The organism is Brucella sp. JSBI001 (assembly GCF_026014005.1).
Classification (GTDB): Bacteria; Pseudomonadota; Alphaproteobacteria; order Rhizobiales; family Rhizobiaceae; genus Brucella; species Brucella anthropi.
On record NZ_CP110339.1, the window covers coordinates 2,133,162 to 2,157,368 of the forward strand.

A 24,207-nucleotide genomic window follows, 5' to 3' on the forward strand; every position below is an offset into this window, starting at 1 on the left:
TTATTGAAGAAGGCCGATAAAGTGACCGATACGAAAAGCGAACGGACAAAACTTCGACGGAAAACTATTCTTCGTGCTGCAGCGGAGCTTTTCTTCGAGCAGGGCTACGCAACCACCAGCATCGATGCGATCATAGAGCGTACCGGTGGCTCGAAGCGAACGATCTATAGTGAGTTTGGCAGCAAGGAGGGATTGTTCCTGGCTCTGGTTGCCGATAATGCGGATCGCGCGATCTCTGCACTCTCTCTGGACTACACTACCCAAAGTGACTTGCCCGATATGCTGACGACTTTTGGTAACCACCTACTGGACGTTTACATGAGCCCTTCGGTCCTGGGCATTTATCGTATCATCATCACTGAAGCCGGGCGGTTTCCCGATCTTGCGCGCGTGTTTTATGAGAAGGGCCCGGGCCGCACCACGGCTCATCTCGCCAAAGTTCTCCAGGCTGCAGCCGACCGCAAAGAAATTCAGATAGGCGATCCTTTGCTTGTTGCCGGGCATTTCGTCGGAATGATCCGGGATAATCTTCATTTACAGGTTGTGCTCGGATTACGACCTCCCCCCACCGAAGGGGAGGCGCAAGCCACTGTCGCCTCTGCAGTAGCGCTGTTTCTTAATGGTGTGCGGCCTCGGTGAGGTTGTTACGCTCAGACCGAAGCAGAACGCACACATTGGAGAAATCAAGCCTTGGCTGCCACCGGAAGCCGGAACGGCGCGCCGAGGCGATTGAACGCGTTCATCGCGGCGATCGTGATAGTCAAATCGACGAGGTCCTTCGGTTCGAAGGCGGCTGAGGCCGCGGCATAAGCCTCGTCGGAGGCATGGGTCTGGCTGACATTTGTCACTTCCTCGGCCCAAGCGAGAGCGGCCCGTTCCTGATCGTTGAACAGATGAGGCACCTCGTCCCAGACCGGCAGTAGAGTGATCTTGTCCACTGACATCGTTTTGCGCAGATCACGGCTGTGCATGTCAATGCAGTGGGCGCAACCATTAATCTGCGACACGCGCAGAAAGACGAGGTGTATCAGCTCTTCCGGCAGGTTCGTCTTAGCTGTGACGTAATGGTGAACACCATACAGCGCCTTGGCACCTTCGGGTGCGACTTGGGACCAGTTCATTCGGGACATGTTGTTTTCCTTTCTTGAGGCGCGACTCTTCATAAGCCGGAGAGCCGCCCTTGCTCGGTTAAAAACTAAGAAGGCTCAGGAACCGTGTCGTCTGACTACGGTTTGCGCGGGGTCGTCAGGGCGGTATCGTCTGTATCGACGACGAAGACAGCGAGCAGTTTCGCCGGCTCTGTCTTACTGGCGTTGGCGGATACATCGTGCAGGTCGCCCGGTAGCTCGGTGAAATTCTGACCGGCGGTAAAGGTCTTCGTCTCGCCACCGTTCACGGCGCTCTGGATCGCGCCTTCTAGGACCGTGGCATAGATCAGCGCGGACTTCGCATGCGTGTGGGCGGAGCTGTAGCCGCCGGGGCCGTACTCGACGAGGACGCCCTTGACGCTCTTGCCTGGAACGTCAGGTAGAGGATGCTCGTACACCAGGGTCACCTTGGCGTCCTTCGTATCGTATACGAGCTCAGGCTTCGTGACGTCGTGAGCCTGAGCTGTGACCAACGAGGCCGCTAGCACAGCGGCAACATAGATGAACCTCTTCATGTTTTTTCTCCTGATTTGCTGTGGGTTAAGCGTTAAGCCATTCGGTGATCGTGATCCGGCCTTTGATGTAGTCTCCGCCTGGGACAAGCGATCCGTTGACGACAGGGGCGCCGAAGTAGTCGACTTCAGAGTTCGCTTCGACGACAGGAGCGCTCCCCTTCGCATCGAGATACATCCGGACGATGGATTCGAACGATGCCCGTTCCGGCCCAGCAAGATCGATATTTCCGTTCATCGGTTCGCCTAGCGCAGTCTTCACCAGAGTGGCGGCGACGTCGTCGGCTGCTATCGGCTGTAAGTCGATATCCGGTACCTTCACGCTACCGTCGGCTGAATAGGCGCCGACCAGCGTCTCGATGAACTCATGAAACTGCGTCGCCCTAACGATGGTATAACCTTGGCCCGAGGTTGCGACAGTCTCCTCCTGCACCACTTTGCCCGCCATGTAGGGATTGGCGGCAAGACCGTCCGCGTTGACGATCGATAGGACGACGTGATGGCGCACGCCAGCGGCCTTTTCCGCGCTCGTCAGGTTCCTGCTTGACGTCCCAAAGAAGTCGACGAGTGCTTCCTTGTCAAAGGACATTATGTTCGACACATCAATGACGGCGTCTGCGTCTGCGAGGGCTTCGGCCAACCCTTCTCCCGTATAGACGTTGATGCCGTTGCGGGAGCTTGCGACGACGGCTTCGTGGCCGGCGTCTTGCAGCAGCTTCACTGCCTTTGAGCCGATAAGGCCCGTGCCGCCGATCACAACGACCTTCTTCATCTTGGTCATGGTGCTTTCTCCTATGACGAGGCGCGCTTGCCCGTCTTGCGTTCGTGGAGTTCGAGGAAGGCGCATCCGCGGGCGGCGATACCGCCGTCGTCGTCAGCACCGAGATCAGCCAGAAGGTCCGCAACGGACACCTTGGCGAGTTCTACGCGATAGGCCTTCTCGGCCTTCAGCATTGCAGCGTTGATCTGGCAGGGCTTGGTAAAGTAGCGCTGCGGCAGAGGGTTTGGCCCCCGCTGGCGGATCTCGGCGCACCGGAAGGCGGGGGCCGGTCCTTCGACCGCGAGGACGATGTCCAGGAGACTGATGTCATGAGGCGCCTTAGCCAGCCGATAGCCCCCTTTCGGCCCCGGATTCGTCGCAACTATCCCGGCGCCAGAGAGCGCTTGCAAATGCTTCAACAGATAGCTCGTTGACACGCCGTGGAGTTCGGCCAGTGCTGCCGCCGACAGGACGCCGTCGTCGGACAGTCCCGCCAGAAATGCCGTGCAGTGGATAGCCTGCTCAACGCCTTCGCTCAGTTTCATAATGAATCTCCTTATCGTAGATAATAAATATCCATGATTAGGCCCACTGTCAATACCTGTTAAAATTGAACGTGTTCATCATCGAATCGCCCGACTTTCGGAAAGCAGCGAGTATGATAATCGGTGCCAGTGCCCCAAAGTATAAGCAACCTGCTCGAAATGAAGCTGGTCGCCGTATTTCCAATAGGTACTGACGTTGTGGTGAAGGTTCCAGGAAATGCGTCGGTCATACGAGTAGACTTGACTGCATCTTGAAAAGCGCCCCATACGCAAAACCTCCGCCCCTCCGATCATTTCACGCAAGACGAGAAGGGCAGCACGGGGTGAGATATCGTGCTTGTGGCGATTATGCTGGCTGAAACCAATGGCCTCGCCAGCACCAGTTCAATGAACCCGGCAGATTTGACGAGGCGCGACGGCCGGTAAGCCGCCGCCCTAACATCTAGCGCGCTAGCAACAACTGGTCATGCTCTTTGAAACCGAGGTCGATCCCGGCAATCTGCCCGTCAAGACTGGCGCGTAGCTGTGTTTCGAAATCGCGATGACCCGCCGATCAACACGAAGAGTTTTTAGGCAGTCCATATTGAACGACAGCAAATGTGTTTGGCTTGTCAACCCATCGCGGGTAATGGTCAGGGCGTGATCGGTTGAGCGAATATCGCAAACCACCTTCTGCAGCATCGAGTCCTCGATCTCGACCAACTCCTCATTGTACCACAGCGATGAAAGGTCTCGACAAACCAGAACTCTTCGATGTTCCCTTTCTCCACTGGCGACTGCTCAAGTCTCTCATCGAGACTCGCGAGAGCGACACCGACGTCGAAAGACGCTCGCATAAGTAATTGGGCGGAATATTTGTTAGCGGCTCATTTGTTTTTGCCGTAGAGTCAAGAATGCCTGTCGCCGTTTTCAGCAATAGCGGGACTGTTCTCCGATCCGTAAAATTTTCAAAGGCTGACGCTCATTGTGAAACTTGAATCCAGGTGGTTTGATGACCACTTCCGCCCCCAATTCAGCCGTGAAGTTCATGGTGACACTTGACTGAAAGCTGCCCATCGCAGCATATTGCGCTCATTCCCGGTTCGGGCGATATTTGGTGCTACCGACAATATGGGGTAGATTCACTGTTGACCGACGAACCGGCCAAGGGCCCAGCCTCCTACTTACCTTCAATTGAAAGAAGTACGGGCGTCCCCTCTTCCATTGGCAGGAGTTAGTACGTAAGGGTATCCCGGCAAAGCATATGGATTTCGTCGCAATGTTGAAGAACGAGCAAGGAATGGGACACGGGCACGCAAACGCCGTTGTAGCACACACATTGGCGCAGGGCAAAAAAGTAACCTGACGACGGCGGTCAAATGGATCGCCGCCCGGGTTGCTAGCCGCATTATTTGGAGGTTGCATGGCGAACACTTTTCCTCATGGCACTGTTCACGAGGCACGCGAGGATCTTCAGGCTGCCCTGCTATCGGATCCGAATGTCTTCGTGCTGTGGGAAAGCCTGACGCCGCTCGGCCGGAATGAATTCATCTGCTGGGTGGATGATGCAAAACAGCCAAAGACGCGCCGGCGTCGCATTGAACGAACCTGTGACGAACTGTTGGAAGGCAAGAAACGCCCATGCTGTTGGGCGGGCTGCGTTCACCGCACCGACAAAGCGCCAAGCCGATGGCAGCAGGCAGTCTTGATAGATCACCAGGGGAAGAATAGGCCGTAAACCTCAAAGCGAATGTCCCGTTGTCATTTTTCCCAGGAAACAGCCGCCAGACTGCTGCCCACCCCATGGCAGACAAAATGGATAGCCTCGAGACGGACTCTTTTTCATTGGGTTGATGACCTTGATTGCATCGACCGAGATTGCATAAGTCCTGTTCATCCTCGTCGACCAATCACCCTCCCCTATGACCTTGCTGACAGCGCGCATGGCCGATGACGTAATACCCACACCCGTCTATCTATAAACCGCGCACGAAAACCGGCCAGAAGCGATAACTCGTATGGGACGAATGTGCGCGCCAGATTTTCAGAAAACGGAGCAATTGGTTGGCGTGTTGGTGTTTCTGATTTCATGTCAAGGACATCAAGTTCGGCACCAAGCCAAGCGCTCGCCGCTGCCTTTTACACAGATTGCCAGTCAAGAACAGGCTGTACGCGCCTTTATCGTCCATATGCCAGCCCTTCCAGAGACGAACTGATGGTGGCCCTCTAGCGCTCGTGGACAAAGGGTATCCATAGTTTGACTGCAGCGATTGTGACGAAACCGAGGTAGGATTCCTTGGTCTTGTCCTATCGGGTTGCGACCCGTCGCCAGTGCTTGAGCTTGTTGAAGAGGCGCTCGATCTGATTACGCCATTTGTATTTGGCTTTGTCGTGCGGGACTGGGTGGCGTCTGTTGCTCTTTGTTGGAATGACGGCCTCGATGTTGGCGCTGGCGATCTCTTCGCGAATGGCGTCAGCGTCGTACCCCTTTGTCGGCGAGGAGCGCCTCGATCTGGTCGGAGATCATCCAGAACAACGGCGCGAAGCCTTGAGTATCATGCGTTTGTCCGCGCGTCAGGACGAAGCCTGGCGGTCGGCCTTTCGCATCGCACCGGGCATGGAACCTGGTTGTGAAACCGCCGCGCGATCGGCCAAGCGCCTCGGTCTCTTGAGTCCCCTTTTTATGCCGACTGCACAATGGTGTGCCCGGACGACGGTACTGTCGATCATGTCGGCACTTCGCTCCCGTTCCACCAGTTCGGCCAGTGTCTCAAGCATTGCCTCGAAAACACCGGTCTCGACCCAGCGTCGATATCGGCGGAAGATACTGTTCCACTTGCCGTATTCATCAGGCAGATGCCGCCATTGCGCTCCTGTACGCGCCATCCACAGCGTGCCTTCGAAATAACGCCGATTGTCCTGAGCAGGGCGGCATCCACGCCCACTTTCAGCAGGTAGAAGCGGACTGATTACCGACCATTCCTCGTCTGTCAAACCTATCCGTTCGCCCAAAGCAGCCTCCAAATGGCAGCCTTGAATCAAAAAGCGATTCTGCAGTCAACCTTTGTCCACGAGCGCTAGCCAGAATAGGTTTCCGTTACCAACAATGGCGTATCTTTTGTATGTTCACGGATTTTGATACAATTTATACGGAAATATTGGAAGAATACCTGATTTCGAACAGTTGCCCATGAGTATACTAGGTGGGCGGCTCTCCTAGGCAGTGGTTGGTGGCGACTTCTCGCTGAGATAAAGGAGCTTAGTATGTACAAACATATCCTGATCGCAACCGACGGATCCGATCTTGCTGATCGCTGTGTTGAGCAGGGTCTGGCTCTGGCAAAAGCGTTAGATTGTGATGCCACAGTGGCAACAGTGACCGCACCGTACAGCAGCGCCGGTATCTTTGGTGGAATGTTTGATGATAAGGCCATCGTAGATAGGTATGATCAAAGCTGGAAAAAACATGCGGAAAGAATTCTTCAAAACGCCCAGGACACAGCGCGGAAAATCGACCTCAAAGTCAACGTTCTGCACCTGGTCAATCCAATACCATCAGATGCTATTCTAAAAGCAGCCGACTCGATCGGATGTGATCTCATTGTTGTTGCAACCCGCGGGTATTCCGGGGCACAGCGCCTGCTTCTGGGAAGCCAGGCAAATGAGATCGTCACGTTGGGGAAAAAGTCCGTGCTTGTCGTAAGATAGACTATAAAAATAATAAACGTATCAAGAGAGCCATAGAATGGCTTTTCAGCAGAAGGGCGTATGAACTATACAGAATATCGATTTTCTAATCTTTCAATCGACGTAGTATATATAATAGAACTACACCGCCACTGTTTATGTCCAAATGCACCTATTCATCATTCAGAGCCTACACGGAACAGAACAACTCGCCGCCTTGCCCCGATGGGCATCCCTACCGGCCTCAGACTTTCCTGCGCGTCCTGGGTCCGGGATTGGTTACCGGGGCCGCAGACGATGACCCGAGCGGGATCGCAACTTATAGCCAGGTGGGAGCGCAGTTTGGCTATTCGCTCGGATGGACGATGTTGTTCAGCTATCCGTTAATGGCTGCGATGCAAGGTGTGAGTGCTGGTATCGGCGTTGTAACCGGACAAGGAATTGCGCAAAACTTGCGCCGACATTATTCGCCGTGGTTACTGCGTGGGGCGGTTGTGTTTTTATTCCTCGCAAATTTCATCAACATCGGGGTAGATCTTGCGGCGATGGGAGCAGCTGTACGACTATTTGCCGGCGGCCCCGAGATCCTCTATACGTTGGTTTGTGCAGCCCTATGCGTAACGCTCGAAGTCATGGTGAGCTATAGGCGCTACGCTTCTGTTCTCAAATGGCTGGCTCTTTCGCTTCTTACATATGCCGCAGTGGTAATGACGGTTAATGTGCCGTGGTACGCGGCGTTACAAGGTGCACTCATACCCCGTCTTGTCTTCGACAGGGAGCATGCCATGGCTTTGGTTGCAGTTTTTGGTACAACGATCAGCCCCTACCTGTTTTTTTTGGCAGGCAGGGGAAGAAGTTGAGGAGTTGCATCGCAGACATGTTCGGCGGCTATTGGCATCTCCCAAGACAGCGCATGCCGAGCTTACTAGGATCAAGACCGACACTTTGATCGGAATGGCGATCTCAAATATCATTGCCCTATTTATTATTATAGCCACCGCGTCCACACTGAATGCGAACGGTATTATCGACATCAAAACATCGGCCCAGGCTGCGGAGGCCCTGAAGCCGATCGCCGGAGAGTTCGCATTCGTCGCCTTCGGGATCGGCATTATCGGTACTGGATTACTTGCAGTTCCTGTACTGGCTGGTTCCGCGGCTTACGCCGTTGCGGAGATGTTTCGCTGGCCTGAGGGCCTTGATCGGCGTCCTCGTGAAGCCAAGTCGTTCTATGGCACGATCGCTATTGCAACGATTGGCGGTGTCGTTCTCAGTTTCATCGCAATAGACCCTATTCGCGCCTTGTATTGGTCCGCATTTCTCAATGGCGTGCTGGCTACACCTCTGATGATAGTCCTGCTGACAATGGCGACCAACAGACGTATTACGGGGCGACTGACGGCGCCCACATGGATGGTTAGTCTGGGGTGGTTGGCAGTTTTAGTTATGTCATTGGCAACAATAGCTTTTTTTCTCTTATGATAATGGCATCAAGTTCTGCTTAGAGACCGCGGGTTCATTGAACGCGCCCGAAATGCAGAGGCTGTCGGATGGGCGACCATTCAGATTTCACTGGGTTACCGCTGCGCAAGCCTGCCAATTGCTTAGTTATCTCACGCCAATAGAGTTGCGATACAGGATATATGCCGCAACCATGAAGATTATCGTGGCGAATATTCGGTTTGAGACGTTCTTGTATGCACTCAATCGCGTGGCGAGCATCATTCCGAATACCCCTCCTATAATGCCACCTCCGATAAACTCAGCTGCAAGCCACCAGTCGATTAGACCGGAACTGGCATAGTTCAAAGCCGTGGCCAGTCCAAAAGCGCCCACCGAGAGAAGGGACGTGCCGATTGCGTTGATCATCGGCATACCTGTTGCCAACATCAAACCGGGCACAATCAGGAAGCCCCCGCCGATACCGAAGAATCCGGATGCCGCGCCAGAGGCAAGAGCTATAGCTGCTGTAACGAGACACATTCTTAGGTCGACCGGGCGGCGCTCGACGTCCAATCTCTTTTTGGGCTTCAACATGAACAGTCCAACGACGATCATGAGGATGCCGAACAGAAAGATGAGACGATCACCGTCTAAAGCTTTTCCAAGACTGGAACCGATAAGTGCCCCGATAACGCCTAGTGCAGAGAAGACAGCGCCACAGCGCCACCAGACGTTCCCCTTCAGCGCATGGCTCGTAAAATTCGCGAACGCGTTGACCGAAACAGCAAGTGCACCCGTACCGATGGCGACATGGGGCTGGCTCACACCGACAACATACAAGAGTAGCGGTGTTGCCAGGATTGAGCCGCCGCCACCGAGCAATCCCAGCATGAAGCCCACAACACCTCCGGAGCCAACTGCCGTAAAGAAAGAGCTACTCAACTCCGTCTGCTCCCAGTTCTATCATGCACGATCATCCCCACCAGCATGGCGATGACGAACAGAACGGTTTGTGGCAGCCCAACCGCAAGCGACGCAATAGCGGGACCAGGACAAAAGCCGCCAATGCCCCATCCCAGACCGAACAGCGCCGAGCCTATGATAAGAGGCGCGTCGATACGCCGGTTCGTTGGCACATGAAAACTGTCGTCGAACGCAGGATGCCGCATTCGTTTCGTTATCTGAACGCCAACGAAGGCAACGATGACGGCTCCACCGAGAACAAAGGCAAGACTTGGGTCCCATGCGCCGAAAATGTCGAGAAAGCCCTTGACGCGGACGGGGTTGAGCATTCCGGACAACGACAGTCCGAAGCCGAAAACAACACCTGAGGCAAGAGCCCCGCAGAATTGATAAATCTTGCGGTTCATAGACCCAGACCTCTCAGCACTGTAACAGCAATCACCCCGGTTGTCAGAAAGGTCGTAACCGCTACCATGGATCGCGGTGACAGACGAGCCAACCCCAAGACACCATGACCGCTGGTGCAGCCAGATCCCATGCGCGAACCAAAGCCGACAAGAAGCCCGGCTACGATGATCAGCGGCCACCCGGCAGTAGTTTGAACAGCTGGCCAATTACCGAACACCATCAGATATATGATTGGCCCTAATACGAGCCCCAGAACAAAGGCGAGGTTGGTCGACAGTGTACTTCCCTGTACGAGGCGTCCGACAATTCCGCTTATTCCCGCAATCCTGCCATTGAGGATCAGAAGCATCGCGGCGGAAGTGCCGATCAACATTCCTCCAGTAAGCGAAGACAGGTATGTGCTCATTTTGCCTTCTCCACGCAGAAGATGTCGTAAAGGGAGGCGACCAGGTGCGCCGCCTTGTCTTCGGTGAGCCGATAAAATATCTGCTTTCCTTCCCGACGCGTCTCAACGATTGAGGAACTGCGTAGCACTGTTAAATGCTGCGATAGATGCGGTTGATGAACATCGACTTTTTCCTCCAGCTCGCCAACGGAATATTCGCCTTCCACCAGGCTGCAGACAATCATCAGACGGGCTGGATGGGACAATGTCTTTAGCAAGTCAGCCACTTCGCCCGCCCGCAAGGACAGTTCTGCCGAAGATAGTCCGGCCTTCATCATTACCGTTATGTCTTTGGTCATTCCCATACAGCTCCTTCCAATGCATCCAGTGGAAACTTCAGGTAGCGCTTGCCGTTGGCTTCTGGCTCAGGCAGTCGTCCGCCGCGTATGTTTACCTGTAGCGCATGCAAGATGAGCTTTGGCATTGGCAGCGTTTTGTCGCGCTTGGTCCGTAAGGCAACGAAGGCCTCTTCCGATGCGCCCGCCAGGTGCGAATTGTACTTCTTTTGATCCGCCACAGTGCTTTCCCAACGCGGCGCACGCCCCCCCGGCTGGTAATCATGTCCGGTGAATATCCGTGTCTCATCTGGAAGTGCTAGGATGTTCTGGATCGACTTCCAAAGTGCTCTCGCATCGCCGCCGGGAAAATCCGCACGTGCCGTACCGCTGTCAGGCATGAAGATTGTGTCATGCACAAAGGCGGCATCGCCCACCACGTAAGTGATGGAGGCGAGCGTATGCCCCGGCGAGAACAGAACCCTGGCATCAATGGAACCGATCCTGAACGTCTCGCCATCGGCAAACAGCCGATCCCATTGTGAGCCATCGGTGGCAAGCTCGGGCCAGTTATATATTCCCTTCCACAGCTTCTGGACGTCGGTTACATGCTCACCTATCGCTGTTTTCGCGCCGGTTCTCTCCTTCAGATACTGGGCTGCAGAAAAATGATCGGCATGTGGATGGGTGTCTAGAATCCATTCGACAGTCAGGCTGTTATCGCGAACGTAATCGAGAATTGCATCGACATTGATCGTCGCCGTTGACCCCGACTTTTCATCAAAATCGAGAACGGGGTCCACTATTGCGCACATACCAGTTGCCGGATCGGACACCACGTACTGAACGCTGGAGGTTCTCTTGTCGAAAAAGCCTTTCACCTGCGGTCGATGGTCAGCAAAGTGTAGGAGCCACGATGCCGCGACACTGGTATCAAAGCCGAGCTGATGTCCGAATGGTACGACGTCTTCAACAGACATGCGTCCATCCAACACCTCTCCGATAAGATGAAGGTTGAGCGAACGCGTACCTGTTTTGCAATGCGCCAGCACGGGGCCGTCAGATTTTCTGACCGCCGCCTGAAACGCACGCACATCGGCTTCAGTGATCGTATTCATTGTGGCTGGAATATATGCATAAGAGAGATCGCATTGGTGGGCTGCATCGCATTCCGCTTGGCTTCCGGGCTGGTCTGCGCTTTCATTATCGGGACGGTTGTTGATCAGCGTTTTGAAGCCGCTTCGATCGAGTACACTGAGTTCTTGCGCGTTTGGCTGCGAAGACACCGACAGCTTCTCAGTTATTTTGGTGACGGGCATCTCTACCTCCGACGTTAATATTATATAATATACTATAATGTATAATATTAAGCTTTTCAAGCCTCCCTCGAAAAGGAAGATTCTCAAAACCTGCGCAGAAACTCTAACGAAAAAGGCAAAAGCCCAATCGCCGGAAGAAGAATTCTATAACTTCAAATTTTCAGGCCACTAGCAAAGGGTCTCGATAGAGGTAAGATGATATGCATCCAATGTCCGGAGGTACCTCAATGAGCCGATTGCATACAGAAAGCCATCTCGTATCCCGGATCGGATGGCTTCGCGCAGCGGTACTCGGCGCCAATGATGGTATTGTCTCAACGGCCAGCCTCATTATGGGCGTCGCATCTGCTTCGACGGGAACGACGCAGATAGTGGTCGCTGGCATCGCGGGCCTTGTCGCAGGCGCGATGTCCATGGCGGCGGGTGAGTATGTTTCTGTCAGTTCTCAATCCGATACGGAGTTGGCAGATCTTGCCAGAGAACGCAAGGAACTCGAAACTCAGCCCGAAGCAGAGCTCGATGAATTGATGCAAGCCTATATTGATCGCGGCCTAACCCCGGAACTGGCGCGGCTGGTGGCAGTACAGCTGACCTCACGCAATGCTCTGGAAGCGCATGCCCGTGACGAGCTGGGAATTGTCGAACACATGGAAGCACGGCCTGTGCAAGCCGCGCTGACCTCAGCGGCCACGTTCTCGATCGGGGCCGCCCTACCCTTACTGATGGCGGTCATCGCGCCTCCATCCATCTTGCTTTACGCGGTTGCTATCTCTTCCTTGTTGTTTCTGGCGTTTCTAGGCGCTATCGGCGCCAAGGCGGGAGGAGCTAATATGCTTAAGGCAACCGTTCGCGTCACCTTTTGGGGCGCATTGGCCATGGCAATCACGGCTGGTATTGGGGCTCTGGTCGGCACAGCGGTCTGATGATCGCTGTCAAACTTTTTGGATCGAGTTTTACCAAGAAGAATGATCATCGTTGGCAAGACGCCGGACAATGCGCATTATAATACGCTCATTCTGTAGCTTGGAAGACCACAAAGATGCGGTACTTGGGTGAAGATCGATCAAAGACAATCCTTTTGATTTTTGCCTTGTGCGGACTTGTGATCGGGCTTGGCTTGCATTTCTCCGGTTACTCATACGGGGCACGGCTAAGTTGGACTATAGCCACTCTGCCTGTGCTGGCGGCTTTGCTCGTCGAAATTCTCCGAAGTCTATTGCGAAAGGAGTTCGGGCTGGACATCGTCGCGGCGATGTCGATGTCGGCCGCTCTGGCATTTGGGGAAATGCTGGCAGCTTCGATTGTCGCCCTTATGTATACCGGCGGGGCCTTTCTTGAAAGCTTTGCCGAAGGACGGGCACGCCGTGAGATGCACGCTTTGCTGTCTCGTGTACCCCGAACGACAATGCGTTATATCGATGACCATCTCGACGAGATTGCCGTTGATACTATTCGCCCGGGTGACCGCCTTTTGATCCGTCAGGGAGACGTCATCCCCGTTGACGGAAGTGTAACTTCAGTAAAAGCTTTCGTAAACACGTCTGCTTTGACGGGAGAGTCACTTCCGATTTCGCTTACATCCGGAGCCGATGTGTTGAGCGGATCAGTGAATGCTGGCGATGCCTTCGATATTGTTGCCAGACACGAAGCAAAAGATAGCACCTACGCTGGCATCGTTCGCCTCGTGGAAGAGGCCCAGCATTCGAAAGCCCCAATGTCGAGGCTGGCAGACCAATGGTCTATCGGCTTTCTGATAGTGACTGTCTTAATCGCCTTCTGCGCATGGTTTTTCACGGGAGACCCGATAAGGTCGGTCGCCGTTCTCGTCGTGGCGACGCCATGTCCTCTCATCCTGGCGGTACCTGTCGCTCTTGTTGCCGGACTATCGCGCGCCGCTCATTTCGGCGTACTGGTGAAGGGTGCTCGTCCATTGGAGAACATGACTCGTATCAACACGTTGGTGCTGGACAAGACTGGAACACTGACAGACGGCCGCCCACAAATTACTTCAATCAACGCGCAGCCAGGATTGAGCGAAAATGATCTACTGCGTTTCGCCGCCTCCCTAGACCAGGTATCCAAACATCCGATGGCGCAGGCTCTTGTACTGGCCGCTCAGCGGCGCGGTATAAATCTTGTATTGCCGACCGACGTCAGCGAACTGGCAGGAGATGGCGTGGCTGGCAGGGTTGATAGCAAAAGCGTCGTTGTCGGCGGAAACAGCTTCGTTGAGAGACAGGTCAATGCGAAACTGAGTGAAATCCCCCATACAGAAGCTGGAGCGGCACTGATTGCAGTCGCGATAGATGGCAGCATCGCGGGTTATATCATTATGGCCGATCCCTTGCGCGGCGAAGTGGTCGATACGTTACGCGGCTTACGCAAGGACGGCGTAAAGCGATTAGTGCTGGCGACAGGTGATCGTGCTGCAGTGGCCAAACGCATTACCAAGGGCTTGGGGCTTGATGCCATCTACTCCGAGCTTTCACCCGATCAAAAGGTACTGACCGTGCTCAGCGAGCGTAAGAACGGCCCCGTGATGATGGTCGGAGACGGGGTCAACGACGCGCCCGCACTTGCAGCGGCTGATGTCGGCGTTGCCATGGGTGCGAGGGGAGCGGCGGCCTCGGCAGAAGCGGCCGATGTCGTTCTTCTCGTAGATAGAATAGACAGACTTCGCGCCGGGATAGAAATTGCCAAGCGATCAAGGCGTATTGCTGTCGAAAGTGTTGTGGTTGGGATTGGTCTTTCTGTAATCGCCATGATCGTAGCAGCGTTCGGTTATCTAAAACCTGTTCAGGGTGCATTGCTCCAGGAGATAATTGACGTCGCTGTCATCCTCAATGCGCTTCGGGCGTTGAGAATCTCACCCAACATCGGCAAATGGACGTCATGGTAAATCAGAATGTGAACTGGTGAATAAGTCACCTACAGCTTCACACCGAATTGCTGTTCCTCCAGCACGCAATAAGAACAGAGCATTGAAGCGTAACCGCCTTGCCAGTACCGCGCCGGTCTTCGGACCAAGCACCATTAGCGCTGTTGCCCATGCATCCGCTTCGGCACAGGTACCTGTCACGACGGTGACTGACGCCGGAGGCCCCATCAAGGGAGCACCGCGACTTGGGTCCATGGTGTGCGACAGGCGGTAATCGTTGACATTAATCCAATGCCGATAATCGCCCGAGGTGGCGACCGCCGCATCCTGAAGGGCGAGAACCGAATGAGCTGCCCGACGATCATAGTCAGGAGCCTCTACTGCAATCGACCAAGGACTGCCATCTGGACGCAACCCGAGCGTCCGCACCTCCCCATCGATTCCGACGAGGCCGGACGAAATCCCGAAAGTCAGCAACCCATCCGCCAGACGATCCACGCCATATCCCTTGGCAATTCCATTGAGATCGAGCGAAACGGGAGCTGTCTTTCGCACCATTCCTGCCTCGATGTCCAGTTCCAGGATTTCATGAGCGGGTCGGCGCTTGCGCTCAAGCGCTGCCCGTATCTGCTCCCGGTGAGCCTCCGAAGGCCCGAAACCCCAAGCGCTCACGGCGTCGCCCATACCAATATCAAACGCGCCGCCTGATGCACGGCCAATGTCGAGCGCAAGGCGCAAAACGTCCAGCAGTTGCTGCGGCACCTTTATCCAGCGTCCCACCGGCGCGGCGTTCAACTGCATCAGTCTGCTATCGGGCTTCCACGTGGACATTGCACCGTCCACTGCGTCCACTGCCGCCTGAAGTGCGACCCGAACGGGTTGGGGATCGAACCCCGCTGTTTGAGAGAACAATGCCGACCAACGTGTACCCATGGTAGGCCCGCTCAAAGCGTAACGTTGCATCTCAGTAGACGTCTTCGACATAACGTCCCTCCGCCTTGAGATTGGCCAATGTCTGCCCTGTGGAACCCAGAATGTCGACAAGAACCGACGAGACTCCGTTGGCCATATCGCGTCCGCCACACACCATGATCCGCGCCCCCTCCTGAATCAGCCGAGTGACTTCATCGGCTTCCTCCCGAAGAGCATGCTGCACATAGCGCGGCATTTTCCCGCGTGAACAACAAGAGCTAATCTGCGCAACTTGCCCCTTCTGCTTCCATTCGCGGAGTTCGTCGCCATAGAAAAAATCGCTATTCATCCGGCGCATTCCAAAGAACAGATGGATCGGGCGATGCCGCGTATTGGCGCGGATGAAGCCCGCCAAAGGCCCGATTCCGGTTCCGGCACCGATCAATATCAGGGGCGTATGTGTTCTATCCTCCGCATGGAAATCTGGATTGCGACGCAGGAAAGCGCTGATCGTGTCTCCAGGCTCCAGTTCCAAGAGCTGGGAAGAGCATAGCCCTCCCGGATGTTTTCTCACGACGATCTCGACAAAGCCATCGTTGCGTCCAGAAGCCAGTGAGTAAAACCGGGGAACGGTTGATCCCGAAGGAACGATGGCGAGGAGATCGCCGGCCACAAAGCGCCCCAGTCCGCAGCCACGCAATTGCTGCCAGAAGGAAAGCCTCGGCAAGGCAAAGCGCAGGATTGCTGCGGGCGCTTGCACTTCGGCACCATAATCACGGCGCGACACAAGCGTAAGCGGGACGGCGGCGGGTTGAACGGCCTGGTGCGTGAGTTCCAGGTCTATGCCCACCGCAGCACCGAGTTTCCGCCCCCATCGGGCAAAAGCCTGCGGCGACTGACGGTCCACTGTGTCAAAGGGTATGAGCATTCTCCATCCGGCGGCATGCGCCGTCTCCGTCACCGCCCGCGCGAAACCGCAGTAGGCAGGAAAGCTACTGTCGCCGAACCCGAGCACAACCAGCGGAATTGCCGAATCCGCTGCCTGAAGCGAGAGCCTTTCAACGAACCCCTTGGCCGAAGCGGGCGCATCGCCTTCGCCATAGGTAGCGGCCAAAATGATAATGCGCCGGACCTGCCGATAACGACCTGGATCAAAGGCCGACATCGGCGCAGCGTGAACCGTCTGGCCAGAATTGGACAGCGCCGCATGCAATGTTGCTGCAAAACCCCATGTGCTACCGCCTTCACTGCCGACGAGAATGATTGTCTCCGCTCGTCCTGCTGCACAGTTTTCGTGAATGCGCGGCCTTCCGCGACGCCCGTCGGACCAGAGAAAAACGCCCGTACCCGCCATGACCGGAACGCCAAGAGCCATCAGGCCAAGGAGCAGCCCCAAAACGGAAGCCCCCCGTCCTGTATGCAGCATATAGATTGTTTCCGACAGGCGTCGCCACCCAGTCAGATCGCTCCAGCCGAGAAGCGCGCCCGTGCCTTGATCGATATAACCGGTTCCCCGGTCGGTCTTGAGGGTGAGAATGTCCGTGGGGTCAGACGGATCGGCGAATGACAGGCTGCGCAATTGCGCAACCTGAATCTGCCGCAACGGTTCCATCGTAGCCGGTAGCGCTCCGGTCCGGCCGCTTGCCTCGGTCTGCATGACCGGCGACACCGCGCCGTCCGGCAAGAGATCGAAGGTGGAAGCCGTCATCCACAGGGCCGTTGCAGACGAAAGGAAAAGTCCCGCTACGGCCAGCCGAGCGATTTCAACATGCAGACGCCCGGAAAGCGGGCCACGCAGGCGCGAAAACCAGCGCTGCCAGCCTCCGACCCGTCGTACGACAAGCGCCACCCCGGTCAGGTTCAGCACCAGCATGGCGGCAGCACCAGCAGCCATGACAATGCGGCCGCTATCATCGAGAAAGAGCGAACGATGCAGACTTGTCAGCCAACGTTCGACCGGATTGGGATCGGCGGACGCGACACCCTGACCAGTAGAGGGGTCAATGACCGTCGCCCGGGGCGCACCGTTATCAAACCAATAGGCCGTCATCCGGCCGGACGGCGTCCGCCGGATTTGCTCTACTTGCGGATAGACCGCTTGAACACGCGCCGCCAGATCGGCGGTCGAAAGTGTCAACTCCCCCTGTGGAGACGAGACACTTTCGACAGCGGGAAAGATCGACAGGGCTGCACCGCTGATACTGAGCACAATCAGGAGCAACGCGGGAAGAAGTCCCGCCCAACGATGGATAACTCGGAACATGGCGGTCACCGATTATAGAGAATAATCGGCTGTTGCGATGTAACGTCGTCCTTTGACTGGAGCTTTCGCACCGCCGGATGTGAGTGGTATAACCACCTCATTGGGACTGTCGCGCATGTCTTCCACAGCAGCGTCGACGTGCAATGTGTAGCCCGCATCAAAAAACGCGTCGGCCAAATCAACTGTGATTTCAAGCGTACGACCCGCACCGACACTCGCGCCGGTGATACCGTTGATCTCGCTCGTATTACCACCCGTTGCACGATACCATCCGGACAGGTGTTCGTAATATTTGGATTTGCCGCCAGCCATCCAAAGGCTACCGGCATATTTACCCTCAGCATCCATGATGTAATAAGCGAGATACGCGCCGTCACCGCCATAACTGTTCAGCGTCGTTGTCAGTGTTACGGGCCGGGCCATTGCGATATCCGGAAGCGTAAGCGCCGTGGTCATTGCCAATGCTGCAAGAAGTGCTTTCATGCCAGTCTGCCTCTTTCAAAGAAACGGCACGCGGACCTCGATCGATCCGCGCTTATGCCCGCTACTCTCGCAAGAAGAGCTGAACACCACCTGACACCGATGCGGTTTCTGCTTCAGCGCTTTGTAAGAAATGAACCGCTCCAAACCGCGATAAACGAAAACGGCGGACCTGCCAGCAGGTCCGCCGCGTCAAGCATTTACAGTAAATCCGCCAGCTATCGGCGCAACGACATACGCTTAAGTGTACCGTCGCGAAGAATGAACTGGTGCCATATCGCTATCAGCGCATGAAGGCCGGCCAGATAAAGAATAATGGTGCCGGCATTCTCATGAAATTCGGCGATCAATCCGGGGGAGCCTTGCATTGGGGCCGTAATGGCCGGCACGGAAAGACCGAAGAAGGATATCGCTACTCCCATCCGCGAGGCGGCATACCAGCCGCTGAGCGGCAAGGCGATCAGCAGCAAATAGAGGATTGCATGGCCCGCCTTTGCCGCAAGGGCAAGTGTGCCTTGCGCCGGAGATTCTGACGGCGCTGCACCGGAAAGCCGCAAAAAGAGACGAGGTAACACAAGCACGAGTACGGCAAGCCCTAGAGAAAAATGCAAGAAAGGCGGATTCTCCGCCAGACTGCGTCCACCCACCGACGTGAACCATGCTCCGAGGATCAACGCGGCGGTGAGCCAGTGAATCACAACCATGCTTTTTGAATAACGATCAGGACTGCGAGGCATAACAAGTCTTTCCTTGGATGAAGGCGCTCTCAATGGTAAGCGCGATGGCTTATTTCACGACGACATTTGGCAGTGAGTTTTTCTCGAGCAAGGGGCTGGAGGGCGTGTCCGGCACAGCGCCTGACCGCTGTTCTTCGTCATGTCTTGATTTGCGGTGGCGGTCATCGTCGTGATCGTATTCGCGATCCTTGTGTTTCATTTTGACTATAGCAAGCGTAGCGGGATCAACTTTAGCCCTGAAAGCAATTCCGGTTTTGTCGGAGCCACGGACCTCATAACAGCCGTCATCGATTTTGATCCGCGCCACGGTCCAGCCGCGAGAAGTAGCCATTGCGTGAACCGCGTCCCTGGATTGCCACTTGTCCATCGATACATGGCAGTCATCATCGGCTCGCGCCACGCCGCTTCCTGCTGCGATCATTAAAAAGGAGATTGCCGCAAGGTAATTTACCATCATATCATTGTTCCTGATCAATGCGCTTTGAAGAGAACAATGCCAGCCATTTCTGACGAACAGCTGAAGCTGGCAAGGATATGACGTCAGAGGAATGACAGCTTACGGCTTCAGTTAGAATATGTTCGCATCTGACCAGACGACACGGGTTCCGGTTTTCTATCGAATAAAAGGTGCTATTGGATGCGCGTCCTGTTGATCGAAGACGATATAATCCTTGGCAAGGCCGTTCGCGATCATATCGCTGTCAACCATTCTGTGGATTGGGTGACCCGCCTCGACGACGCAACCGAGCATGTCGGCTCGGCAGTCTACGACCTAATCCTGTTGGACCTGATGCTTCCCGACGGGCTGGGTATCAATTTTTTGCGCAATCTTCGCGCCAAAGGTAGCGTCACGCCAGTCATTATTCTCACGGCGCTGGATCAGATTTCCGACCGGATCGAAGGTCTTGACGCCGGGGCCGACGATTACCTGATCAAACCGTTCGATCTGGCAGAGCTTTCGTCGCGACTGAACGCTGTTGCACGACGCTATAGCGGCAATCCCAACCCTTTGGTCGAAATGCGCGACCTCCAGATCGATCTGGCCGCCAAGACAGTGAGGCAAGGGGGACGCACCATTGAACTGACCAGCCGCGAATGGGCGCTGCTGGAAACCTTCTTGCAGCGACCCGGCATTGCATTGACCAAGTCGCAACTCGAAGACCGGCTCTATGCCTTCGGGTCGGAAGTTGAGAGCAATACGATTGAGGTCCATGTCAGCCGCCTCCGTAAAAAGCTTGGGCACGGGATCATCGACACGGTTCGCGGCATCGGCTATCGGCTTGGAAACGCGAAATGATACAACCAAAGAGCCTGCAATGGAGGCTTTCGCTCTGGCTCGGACTCGGTGCGACCCTGCTGTGGGTCATTACCACCATTGTGACAGCACAGCTTCTGCGCCACGAACTGAATATGGCCTTTGACAGCGCCCTGGAAGAAACGGCGCAGCGCATTCTGCCAGTCGCAGCGCTTGAGATATTGGGACGCGATGCCGACGACACCGAACAGCGGGTTGCCACCCTGCGCCAGCACGACGAATATTTCACTTATGTGGTCCGTGACGCAGCCGGAACCGTACAGATGCGTTCACATAATGCGGATGTGACCATTTTTCCGCCCTATTCAATAATGGGTTTCAGCAGCACGCCAACTCACAGGCTCTACTCCGACGCCGCAATGCAGGGTAGCCTCACAATTACTGTCGCTGAACCCCTCTCCCACCGACGCGAAACGGCGAAGCACATATTATACACGCTTGCCGTACCTCTCGCCCTAGCCGTCCTCCTTGGCTTGATCGGTGTCTGGCTCATCGTACGTCTTTCCATGGCTCCGGTGCGCAGTTTTCGCGATCAGATCGAGGCACGTGGCAGCGGAGATCTTGATCCGGTCGCCGTCTATGGCCTTCCCTCCGAAATTGACACTGTCGCCAAAGCAGTAAATCGGCTGTTGGAGCGTTTGAAACTGACTCTGGAAGCCGAACGCAGTCTTGCGGCCAAGTCGGCCCACGAGTTGCGTACCCCACTGGCAGCGGCGCTCGCTCAGTCGCAAAGACTGATCATCGAAGCGCCCGATGCCACCACGCGCGAACGTGCGCAGGACATGGAAACAGCGCTGCGCCGCCTCTCCCGCTTGACAGAAAAGCTGATGCAGTTGGCAAGAGCCGAGGGCGGACGGCTCCTTGCCGACAAGCCAGTAAATGTTGCTGCAATCCTTCGATTAGTTGTAGGCGAGTTCAACGGATCTACCGATGCTGTCGGTCGCATTGAGTTGGCTCTCCCTGATTACCCGGTGCTTAAGAGCATAGATGCGGATGCCTTTGCCATACTGGCGCGAAACCTGATCGAAAACGCACTCAAACACGGCGCACAGAATATGCCGATCAGCGTATTTCTAACCGCCGAAGGTGTTTTACGTGTTATCAATGCCGGCCCCACCGTGCCTCCCGAAACACTGGCTCGGTTGAGCGAGCCGTTCGAGCGCGGCCAGGCTCTGGTGCGTGGTGCGGGGCTTGGTCTTGCCATTGCCAAAACAATTGCAGGTGGAGCAGGCGGTCGGTTAGAGCTATTCTCCCCTGCATTTGGCAAGGAAGACGGCTTTGAAGCAAAATTCATATTTTCCAAATGAACTCCTAGGCCGTGCTTCCCGACATCAGCAGAAATATATCTTTCGCTCAAGCGTGAGGCAGCATTTGAAGCTCGATTGTCCACGTAGAAGTGACTGATATTGAAACTATATTTCGCCCTACCTCTGGGTTAAGCCAACCCACAGCCACCCGTGGGTTGGACGGGACAAAAGAATAAACCGAACCAAGATTGACGACCGTCAGTTTGTCGGACGACGACATCTTCTCCTTAATTTCATAGGCCATGACGCCACCAAGGCCGGCACCGAGCACAACGATGTAGGGACAAGGGCATTTCCTCCTTGCGCGAGACGGCCCAGTTCCGCATTTTTCCATATGTAAGGCTATCGGGCCTTGATTTGGCCCAAATGCAGGAAAGAACAGATAGCCCAGTGCAACTCTGAACGCCAATACAGGCCGACCGCTCTCCGACAAGAATAGGCTTACCGACAGAATGGATTAAGATCGATCAAATTCATTCACCGGGTCTGTGAACTGTGGCATTAGAACTGGGAAGGCCAGCATTGCTGCCGTGTCACGCCGATTACAGTGCTGTGCCTCAACAGACCGGCATCGACTCAGCTCTGGTTTGTACGTACCCGGAGGCACTTGACCCAGGTCAAGGTAACCCGCTTTCAAGGCAGGTTAGTCTGGCTCATGGATTTCAGTATGTCGCGAGCGTCCATGCTCAAAAAGTGGAGCTGTTTATGGAACCCGTATCCGTCAAGGCGGGCACCCTGCCGTTCCGCTCGCACGCCCTCCCGGTAGCGGCTGTTGCCGACCATTTTGATGTGGACGTGACAGTTGGCCTGACTCAGGAGGAGGCAGACCGGCGGCTTGACCTATTTGGGTCGAACAAAGTTGCTGCGCGCAAGCCCGTCACCGACTTGGCTCTGATATTGCGGCAGTTTGCCAGTTCCGTTGTGGTCTTGCTCGTGACCGCGATGGTGCTCTCGCTCGTATATGCGGAATGGAAACAGGCCGCGGCAATTGCCGCCGTACTCGTGGTTAATGCGGCCATAGGCTATTGTATGGAGCGACAGGCCTTGCGTTCAATGGAAGCGCTGAGGCAACTCGTGACACGCAACGCGCGCGTGCGAAGGGATGGCCAATCCCGTCAGGTTCCCGCCGACGTGCTTGTACCCGGTGACGTAGTGATTCTCGAAGCCGGCGATGTCGTACCGGCCGATATGCGATGCGCAAGCAGTTCAGCATTAAGCGTTGACGAGTCTGCACTCACCGGTGAATCCCTCCCGGTAGACAAAGGTGTCGATGTCAATCCCGAATTGGCTGTGCTCGCCGATCGGAGCGCCGTGCTGTTCAGAGGCACGCATGTCGTGCGCGGTAGCGGAGTGGCCATTGTTACCGGTACAGGACAGGCCACCGAAATCGGACGTATCGCCGATCTTATCGAGGGGGCCGAGAGTGGCGAATCCCCACTGGAGGGACAACTGGCGCTCCTCTCCCGTCATCTGATCTTGCTCACACTCGTGCTTGCCACCGCAGTGGCTGCGGCCGGTGTCTATTCCGGGAAGCCCATCTTTGTGATGGTGGAAACGGCGATAGCGCTCGCCGTAGCGGCGATCCCAGAAGGTCTGCCTATCGTTGCCACACTGACACTTGCGCGTGGCATGCTGCGAATGGCTGCAAACAACGCAATCGTAGAGAACCTGGCGGCAGTGGAGACGCTTGGTTCCACGACGCTCATTCTTACCGATAAGACGGGTACTCTGACCGAGAACCGGATGGAGGTTGAGAGAGTCATAACCCCTTCGGGCGAGTTCACGATTGATCACTCGCGCGCCATTTTTCTGAAAGACGAGAAACCGATCGATCCCGCCAACGATCAGGGGTTGCTGCGCGCACTACTGATTGGGGTGCTCTGCTCGAACGCAGAATATGAGCGCCATGGCGCTTCTGGCACAGGAGACCCGATGGAAGTGGCACTCCTGCGTGCCGGGGGTTTTGCAGGCCTCCATCGCAGCGAGCAGCTCGACGACTATCCGGAAGTCGCTGAAGAACCCTTCGACACGGCGACAAAGAGAATGGCGACTATACACCGCCACGACGATGGCCACTTGGCAGCCGTCAAAGGTGCGCCGGAAGAAGTGCTGGCGTCAGCTGATCGGATCGGTATCGAGGTGGAGGCACTGGATGACACTACACGGGCAGTATGGTTCGCTCATGCCGAGCGTCTGGCGGCCGATGGCCTGCGTGTGCTCGCGGTCGCCATTGATCCGGTTGCAGAGCTGAACAAACCAGCTGCCCGGGGTCTCTCCTTTCTCGGTCTTGTGGCCTTTCGCGATCCTCCACGGCACGATATCTCGGAAGCTGTGGCTGCCTTGCGCAGTGCCGGTATCCGCGTCGTGATGGCGACCGGCGATCATCCCGGCACAGCGCTCAGCATCGCCCGTGCTGTCGGCATTTCAGGACCCGATGCAGTTGTGACAATCGGGACAGAACTGCCTCAGCTTGAGGAAACATCGGAAGTCGGAGGTGATAAAAAAGTCAACTGCAACGTCTTTGCGCGCGTGACTCCAGAGCAGAAACTCAATCTGATCGACCGGTTTCAGCGCCAAGGCCAGGTGGTCGCCATGATCGGCGATGGTGTTAACGATGCGCCAGCGCTAGCCAAAGCCAATATCGGCGTCGCCATGGGCCGCAGAGGTACCGACGTGGCGCGCGAAGCGGCCGACATGGTGCTGCTCGATGATGCTTTCAGCACCATTGTGTGTTTCGGCGTGGAATATTGACCCCACTAGCGGGCGAATACTTATTCAATTTTGACCCCCGCTAGATTTCATCCGAGGATCTGACTTTTAGTCAGCGGATG

Annotated in this window: 25 protein-coding genes and 1 pseudogene; 11 read left to right on the forward strand and 15 right to left on the reverse strand. The window is 55.6% G+C overall.

The features are described from left to right. Positions 1-3: 3 nt before the first annotated feature. Positions 4-639 carry a TetR/AcrR family transcriptional regulator gene (locus LJ361_RS10035; protein ID WP_079210512.1) on the forward strand — a complete coding sequence of 212 codons (636 nt, stop codon included), beginning with the start codon at positions 4-6 and terminating at the stop codon, positions 637-639. 44 nt (positions 640-683) lie between these two features. Here the strand turns inward: LJ361_RS10035 and LJ361_RS10040 are convergent, their stop codons facing one another. The 4 genes from LJ361_RS10040 to LJ361_RS10055 form a co-directional block, all read right to left on the reverse strand. Further along, the gene (locus tag LJ361_RS10040; RefSeq protein ID WP_025090397.1) at positions 684-1,130 is read right to left on the reverse strand and encodes a carboxymuconolactone decarboxylase family protein; all 447 of its coding nucleotides are present in this window, start codon (positions 1,128-1,130) and stop codon (positions 684-686) included. Positions 1,131-1,225: 95 nt separating this feature from the next. Then, complete coding sequence (locus LJ361_RS10045) at positions 1,226-1,663, reverse strand: cupin domain-containing protein (RefSeq protein WP_063620584.1); 438 nt, start codon at positions 1,661-1,663, stop codon at positions 1,226-1,228. Positions 1,664-1,688: 25 nt separating this feature from the next. Further along, positions 1,689-2,441 (reverse strand): SDR family oxidoreductase, encoded by a 753-nt coding sequence (locus LJ361_RS10050; RefSeq protein ID WP_264813450.1) that lies wholly within the window; start codon positions 2,439-2,441, stop codon positions 1,689-1,691. Positions 2,442-2,452: 11 nt separating this feature from the next. Continuing rightward, a complete protein-coding gene (locus LJ361_RS10055; RefSeq protein WP_063620586.1) occupies positions 2,453-2,965 on the reverse strand; it encodes an RrF2 family transcriptional regulator in 513 nt (170 codons plus the stop codon). A gap of 1,127 nt (positions 2,966-4,092) precedes the next feature. On the opposite strand from LJ361_RS10055, the pseudogene LJ361_RS10060 reads away from it, so the two are divergent. Both LJ361_RS10060 and LJ361_RS10065 read left to right on the forward strand, forming a co-directional pair. Next, positions 4,093-4,310 (forward strand): annotated as a pseudogene (locus LJ361_RS10060) (DUF4287 domain-containing protein). A 57-nt stretch (positions 4,311-4,367) separates the two neighbouring features. Beyond that, positions 4,368-4,682, forward strand: a complete 315-nt coding sequence (locus tag LJ361_RS10065) for a YdeI/OmpD-associated family protein (RefSeq protein WP_063620588.1) — start codon at positions 4,368-4,370, stop codon at positions 4,680-4,682. A gap of 836 nt (positions 4,683-5,518) precedes the next feature. On the opposite strand, the gene LJ361_RS10070 is transcribed toward LJ361_RS10065, so the two are convergent. Beyond that, positions 5,519-5,956, reverse strand: coding sequence for an IS5 family transposase (locus LJ361_RS10070; RefSeq protein WP_080692061.1), 438 nt, complete (start codon positions 5,954-5,956; stop codon positions 5,519-5,521). A 252-nt stretch (positions 5,957-6,208) separates the two neighbouring features. On the opposite strand from LJ361_RS10070, the gene LJ361_RS10075 reads away from it, so the two are divergent. The 3 genes from LJ361_RS10075 (at position 6,209) to LJ361_RS23480 (ending at position 8,113) form a co-directional block, all read left to right on the forward strand. Continuing rightward, entirely contained in the window at positions 6,209-6,652 is a 444-nt protein-coding gene (locus tag LJ361_RS10075; RefSeq protein ID WP_063620589.1) for a universal stress protein, read from the forward strand. Between the two features lie 254 nt (positions 6,653-6,906). Next, positions 6,907-7,491, forward strand: a complete 585-nt coding sequence (locus tag LJ361_RS23475; RefSeq protein ID WP_320109276.1) for an NRAMP family divalent metal transporter — start codon at positions 6,907-6,909, stop codon at positions 7,489-7,491. After that, entirely contained in the window at positions 7,412-8,113 is a 702-nt protein-coding gene (locus LJ361_RS23480) for an NRAMP family divalent metal transporter (RefSeq protein ID WP_320109277.1), read from the forward strand. Before LJ361_RS23475 ends, LJ361_RS23480 begins: the two co-directional genes overlap by 80 nt. A 126-nt stretch (positions 8,114-8,239) precedes the next feature. Here the strand turns inward: LJ361_RS23480 and LJ361_RS10085 are convergent, their stop codons facing one another. Genes LJ361_RS10085 through blh form a run of 5 tightly spaced genes read right to left on the reverse strand, consistent with a single transcriptional unit; the run spans position 8,240 to position 11,484 of the window. Further along, positions 8,240-8,965 (reverse strand): sulfite exporter TauE/SafE family protein, encoded by a 726-nt coding sequence (locus LJ361_RS10085; RefSeq protein WP_413775048.1) that lies wholly within the window; start codon positions 8,963-8,965, stop codon positions 8,240-8,242. A 47-nt stretch (positions 8,966-9,012) separates the two neighbouring features. Continuing rightward, positions 9,013-9,444 (reverse strand): YeeE/YedE family protein, encoded by a 432-nt coding sequence (locus LJ361_RS10090; RefSeq protein ID WP_063620591.1) that lies wholly within the window; start codon positions 9,442-9,444, stop codon positions 9,013-9,015. Beyond that, positions 9,441-9,851, reverse strand: coding sequence for a YeeE/YedE family protein (locus LJ361_RS10095; protein WP_063620592.1), 411 nt, complete (start codon positions 9,849-9,851; stop codon positions 9,441-9,443). Before LJ361_RS10095 ends, LJ361_RS10090 begins: the two co-directional genes overlap by 4 nt. Continuing rightward, entirely contained in the window at positions 9,848-10,195 is a 348-nt protein-coding gene (bigR, locus tag LJ361_RS10100) for a sulfite-sensing transcriptional repressor BigR (RefSeq protein ID WP_094514968.1), read from the reverse strand. Before bigR ends, LJ361_RS10095 begins: the two co-directional genes overlap by 4 nt. Next, positions 10,186-11,484, reverse strand: coding sequence for a bifunctional sulfur transferase/dioxygenase Blh (blh, locus tag LJ361_RS10105; protein WP_063620593.1), 1,299 nt, complete (start codon positions 11,482-11,484; stop codon positions 10,186-10,188). The genes bigR and blh overlap by 10 nt, the downstream gene beginning before the upstream one ends. Before the next feature lie 227 nt (positions 11,485-11,711). Between blh and LJ361_RS10110 the strand changes: the two genes are divergently transcribed. Then, on the forward strand, positions 11,712-12,407 hold the full coding sequence (locus tag LJ361_RS10110) for a VIT family protein (RefSeq protein WP_063620594.1): 696 nt from the start codon (positions 11,712-11,714) through the stop codon (positions 12,405-12,407). Positions 12,408-12,523: 116 nt separating this feature from the next. After that, positions 12,524-14,383 (forward strand): heavy metal translocating P-type ATPase, encoded by a 1,860-nt coding sequence (locus tag LJ361_RS10115; protein ID WP_063620595.1) that lies wholly within the window; start codon positions 12,524-12,526, stop codon positions 14,381-14,383. On the opposite strand, the gene LJ361_RS10120 is transcribed toward LJ361_RS10115, so the two are convergent. The 5 genes from LJ361_RS10120 to LJ361_RS10140 all read right to left on the reverse strand — a co-directional run bounded on the left by LJ361_RS10120 (position 14,375) and on the right by LJ361_RS10140 (position 19,211). Further along, complete coding sequence (locus LJ361_RS10120) at positions 14,375-15,346, reverse strand: FAD:protein FMN transferase (protein ID WP_063620596.1); 972 nt, start codon at positions 15,344-15,346, stop codon at positions 14,375-14,377. The genes LJ361_RS10115 and LJ361_RS10120 overlap by 9 nt on opposite strands. Beyond that, positions 15,327-17,537, reverse strand: coding sequence for a PepSY domain-containing protein (locus LJ361_RS10125; protein WP_194531721.1), 2,211 nt, complete (start codon positions 17,535-17,537; stop codon positions 15,327-15,329). Before LJ361_RS10125 ends, LJ361_RS10120 begins: the two co-directional genes overlap by 20 nt. A 12-nt stretch (positions 17,538-17,549) precedes the next feature. After that, complete coding sequence (locus LJ361_RS10130; RefSeq protein ID WP_151576649.1) at positions 17,550-18,020, reverse strand: DUF2271 domain-containing protein; 471 nt, start codon at positions 18,018-18,020, stop codon at positions 17,550-17,552. A gap of 215 nt (positions 18,021-18,235) precedes the next feature. Continuing rightward, on the reverse strand, positions 18,236-18,754 hold the full coding sequence (locus tag LJ361_RS10135) for a cytochrome b (RefSeq protein ID WP_241084533.1): 519 nt from the start codon (positions 18,752-18,754) through the stop codon (positions 18,236-18,238). 49 nt (positions 18,755-18,803) lie between these two features. Then, complete coding sequence (locus LJ361_RS10140) at positions 18,804-19,211, reverse strand: PepSY domain-containing protein (protein ID WP_241084532.1); 408 nt, start codon at positions 19,209-19,211, stop codon at positions 18,804-18,806. Positions 19,212-19,391: 180 nt separating this feature from the next. On the opposite strand from LJ361_RS10140, the gene LJ361_RS10145 reads away from it, so the two are divergent. The 3 genes from LJ361_RS10145 to LJ361_RS10155 all read left to right on the forward strand — a co-directional run bounded on the left by LJ361_RS10145 (position 19,392) and on the right by LJ361_RS10155 (position 24,127). Beyond that, positions 19,392-20,051, forward strand: a complete 660-nt coding sequence (locus LJ361_RS10145; RefSeq protein WP_036586921.1) for a response regulator transcription factor — start codon at positions 19,392-19,394, stop codon at positions 20,049-20,051. Beyond that, entirely contained in the window at positions 20,048-21,376 is a 1,329-nt protein-coding gene (locus tag LJ361_RS10150; protein ID WP_151576647.1) for an ATP-binding protein, read from the forward strand. The genes LJ361_RS10145 and LJ361_RS10150 overlap by 4 nt, the downstream gene beginning before the upstream one ends. A gap of 705 nt (positions 21,377-22,081) precedes the next feature. After that, complete coding sequence (locus LJ361_RS10155) at positions 22,082-24,127, forward strand: cation-translocating P-type ATPase (RefSeq protein WP_264813458.1); 2,046 nt, start codon at positions 22,082-22,084, stop codon at positions 24,125-24,127. Positions 24,128-24,207 lie beyond the last annotated feature (80 nt).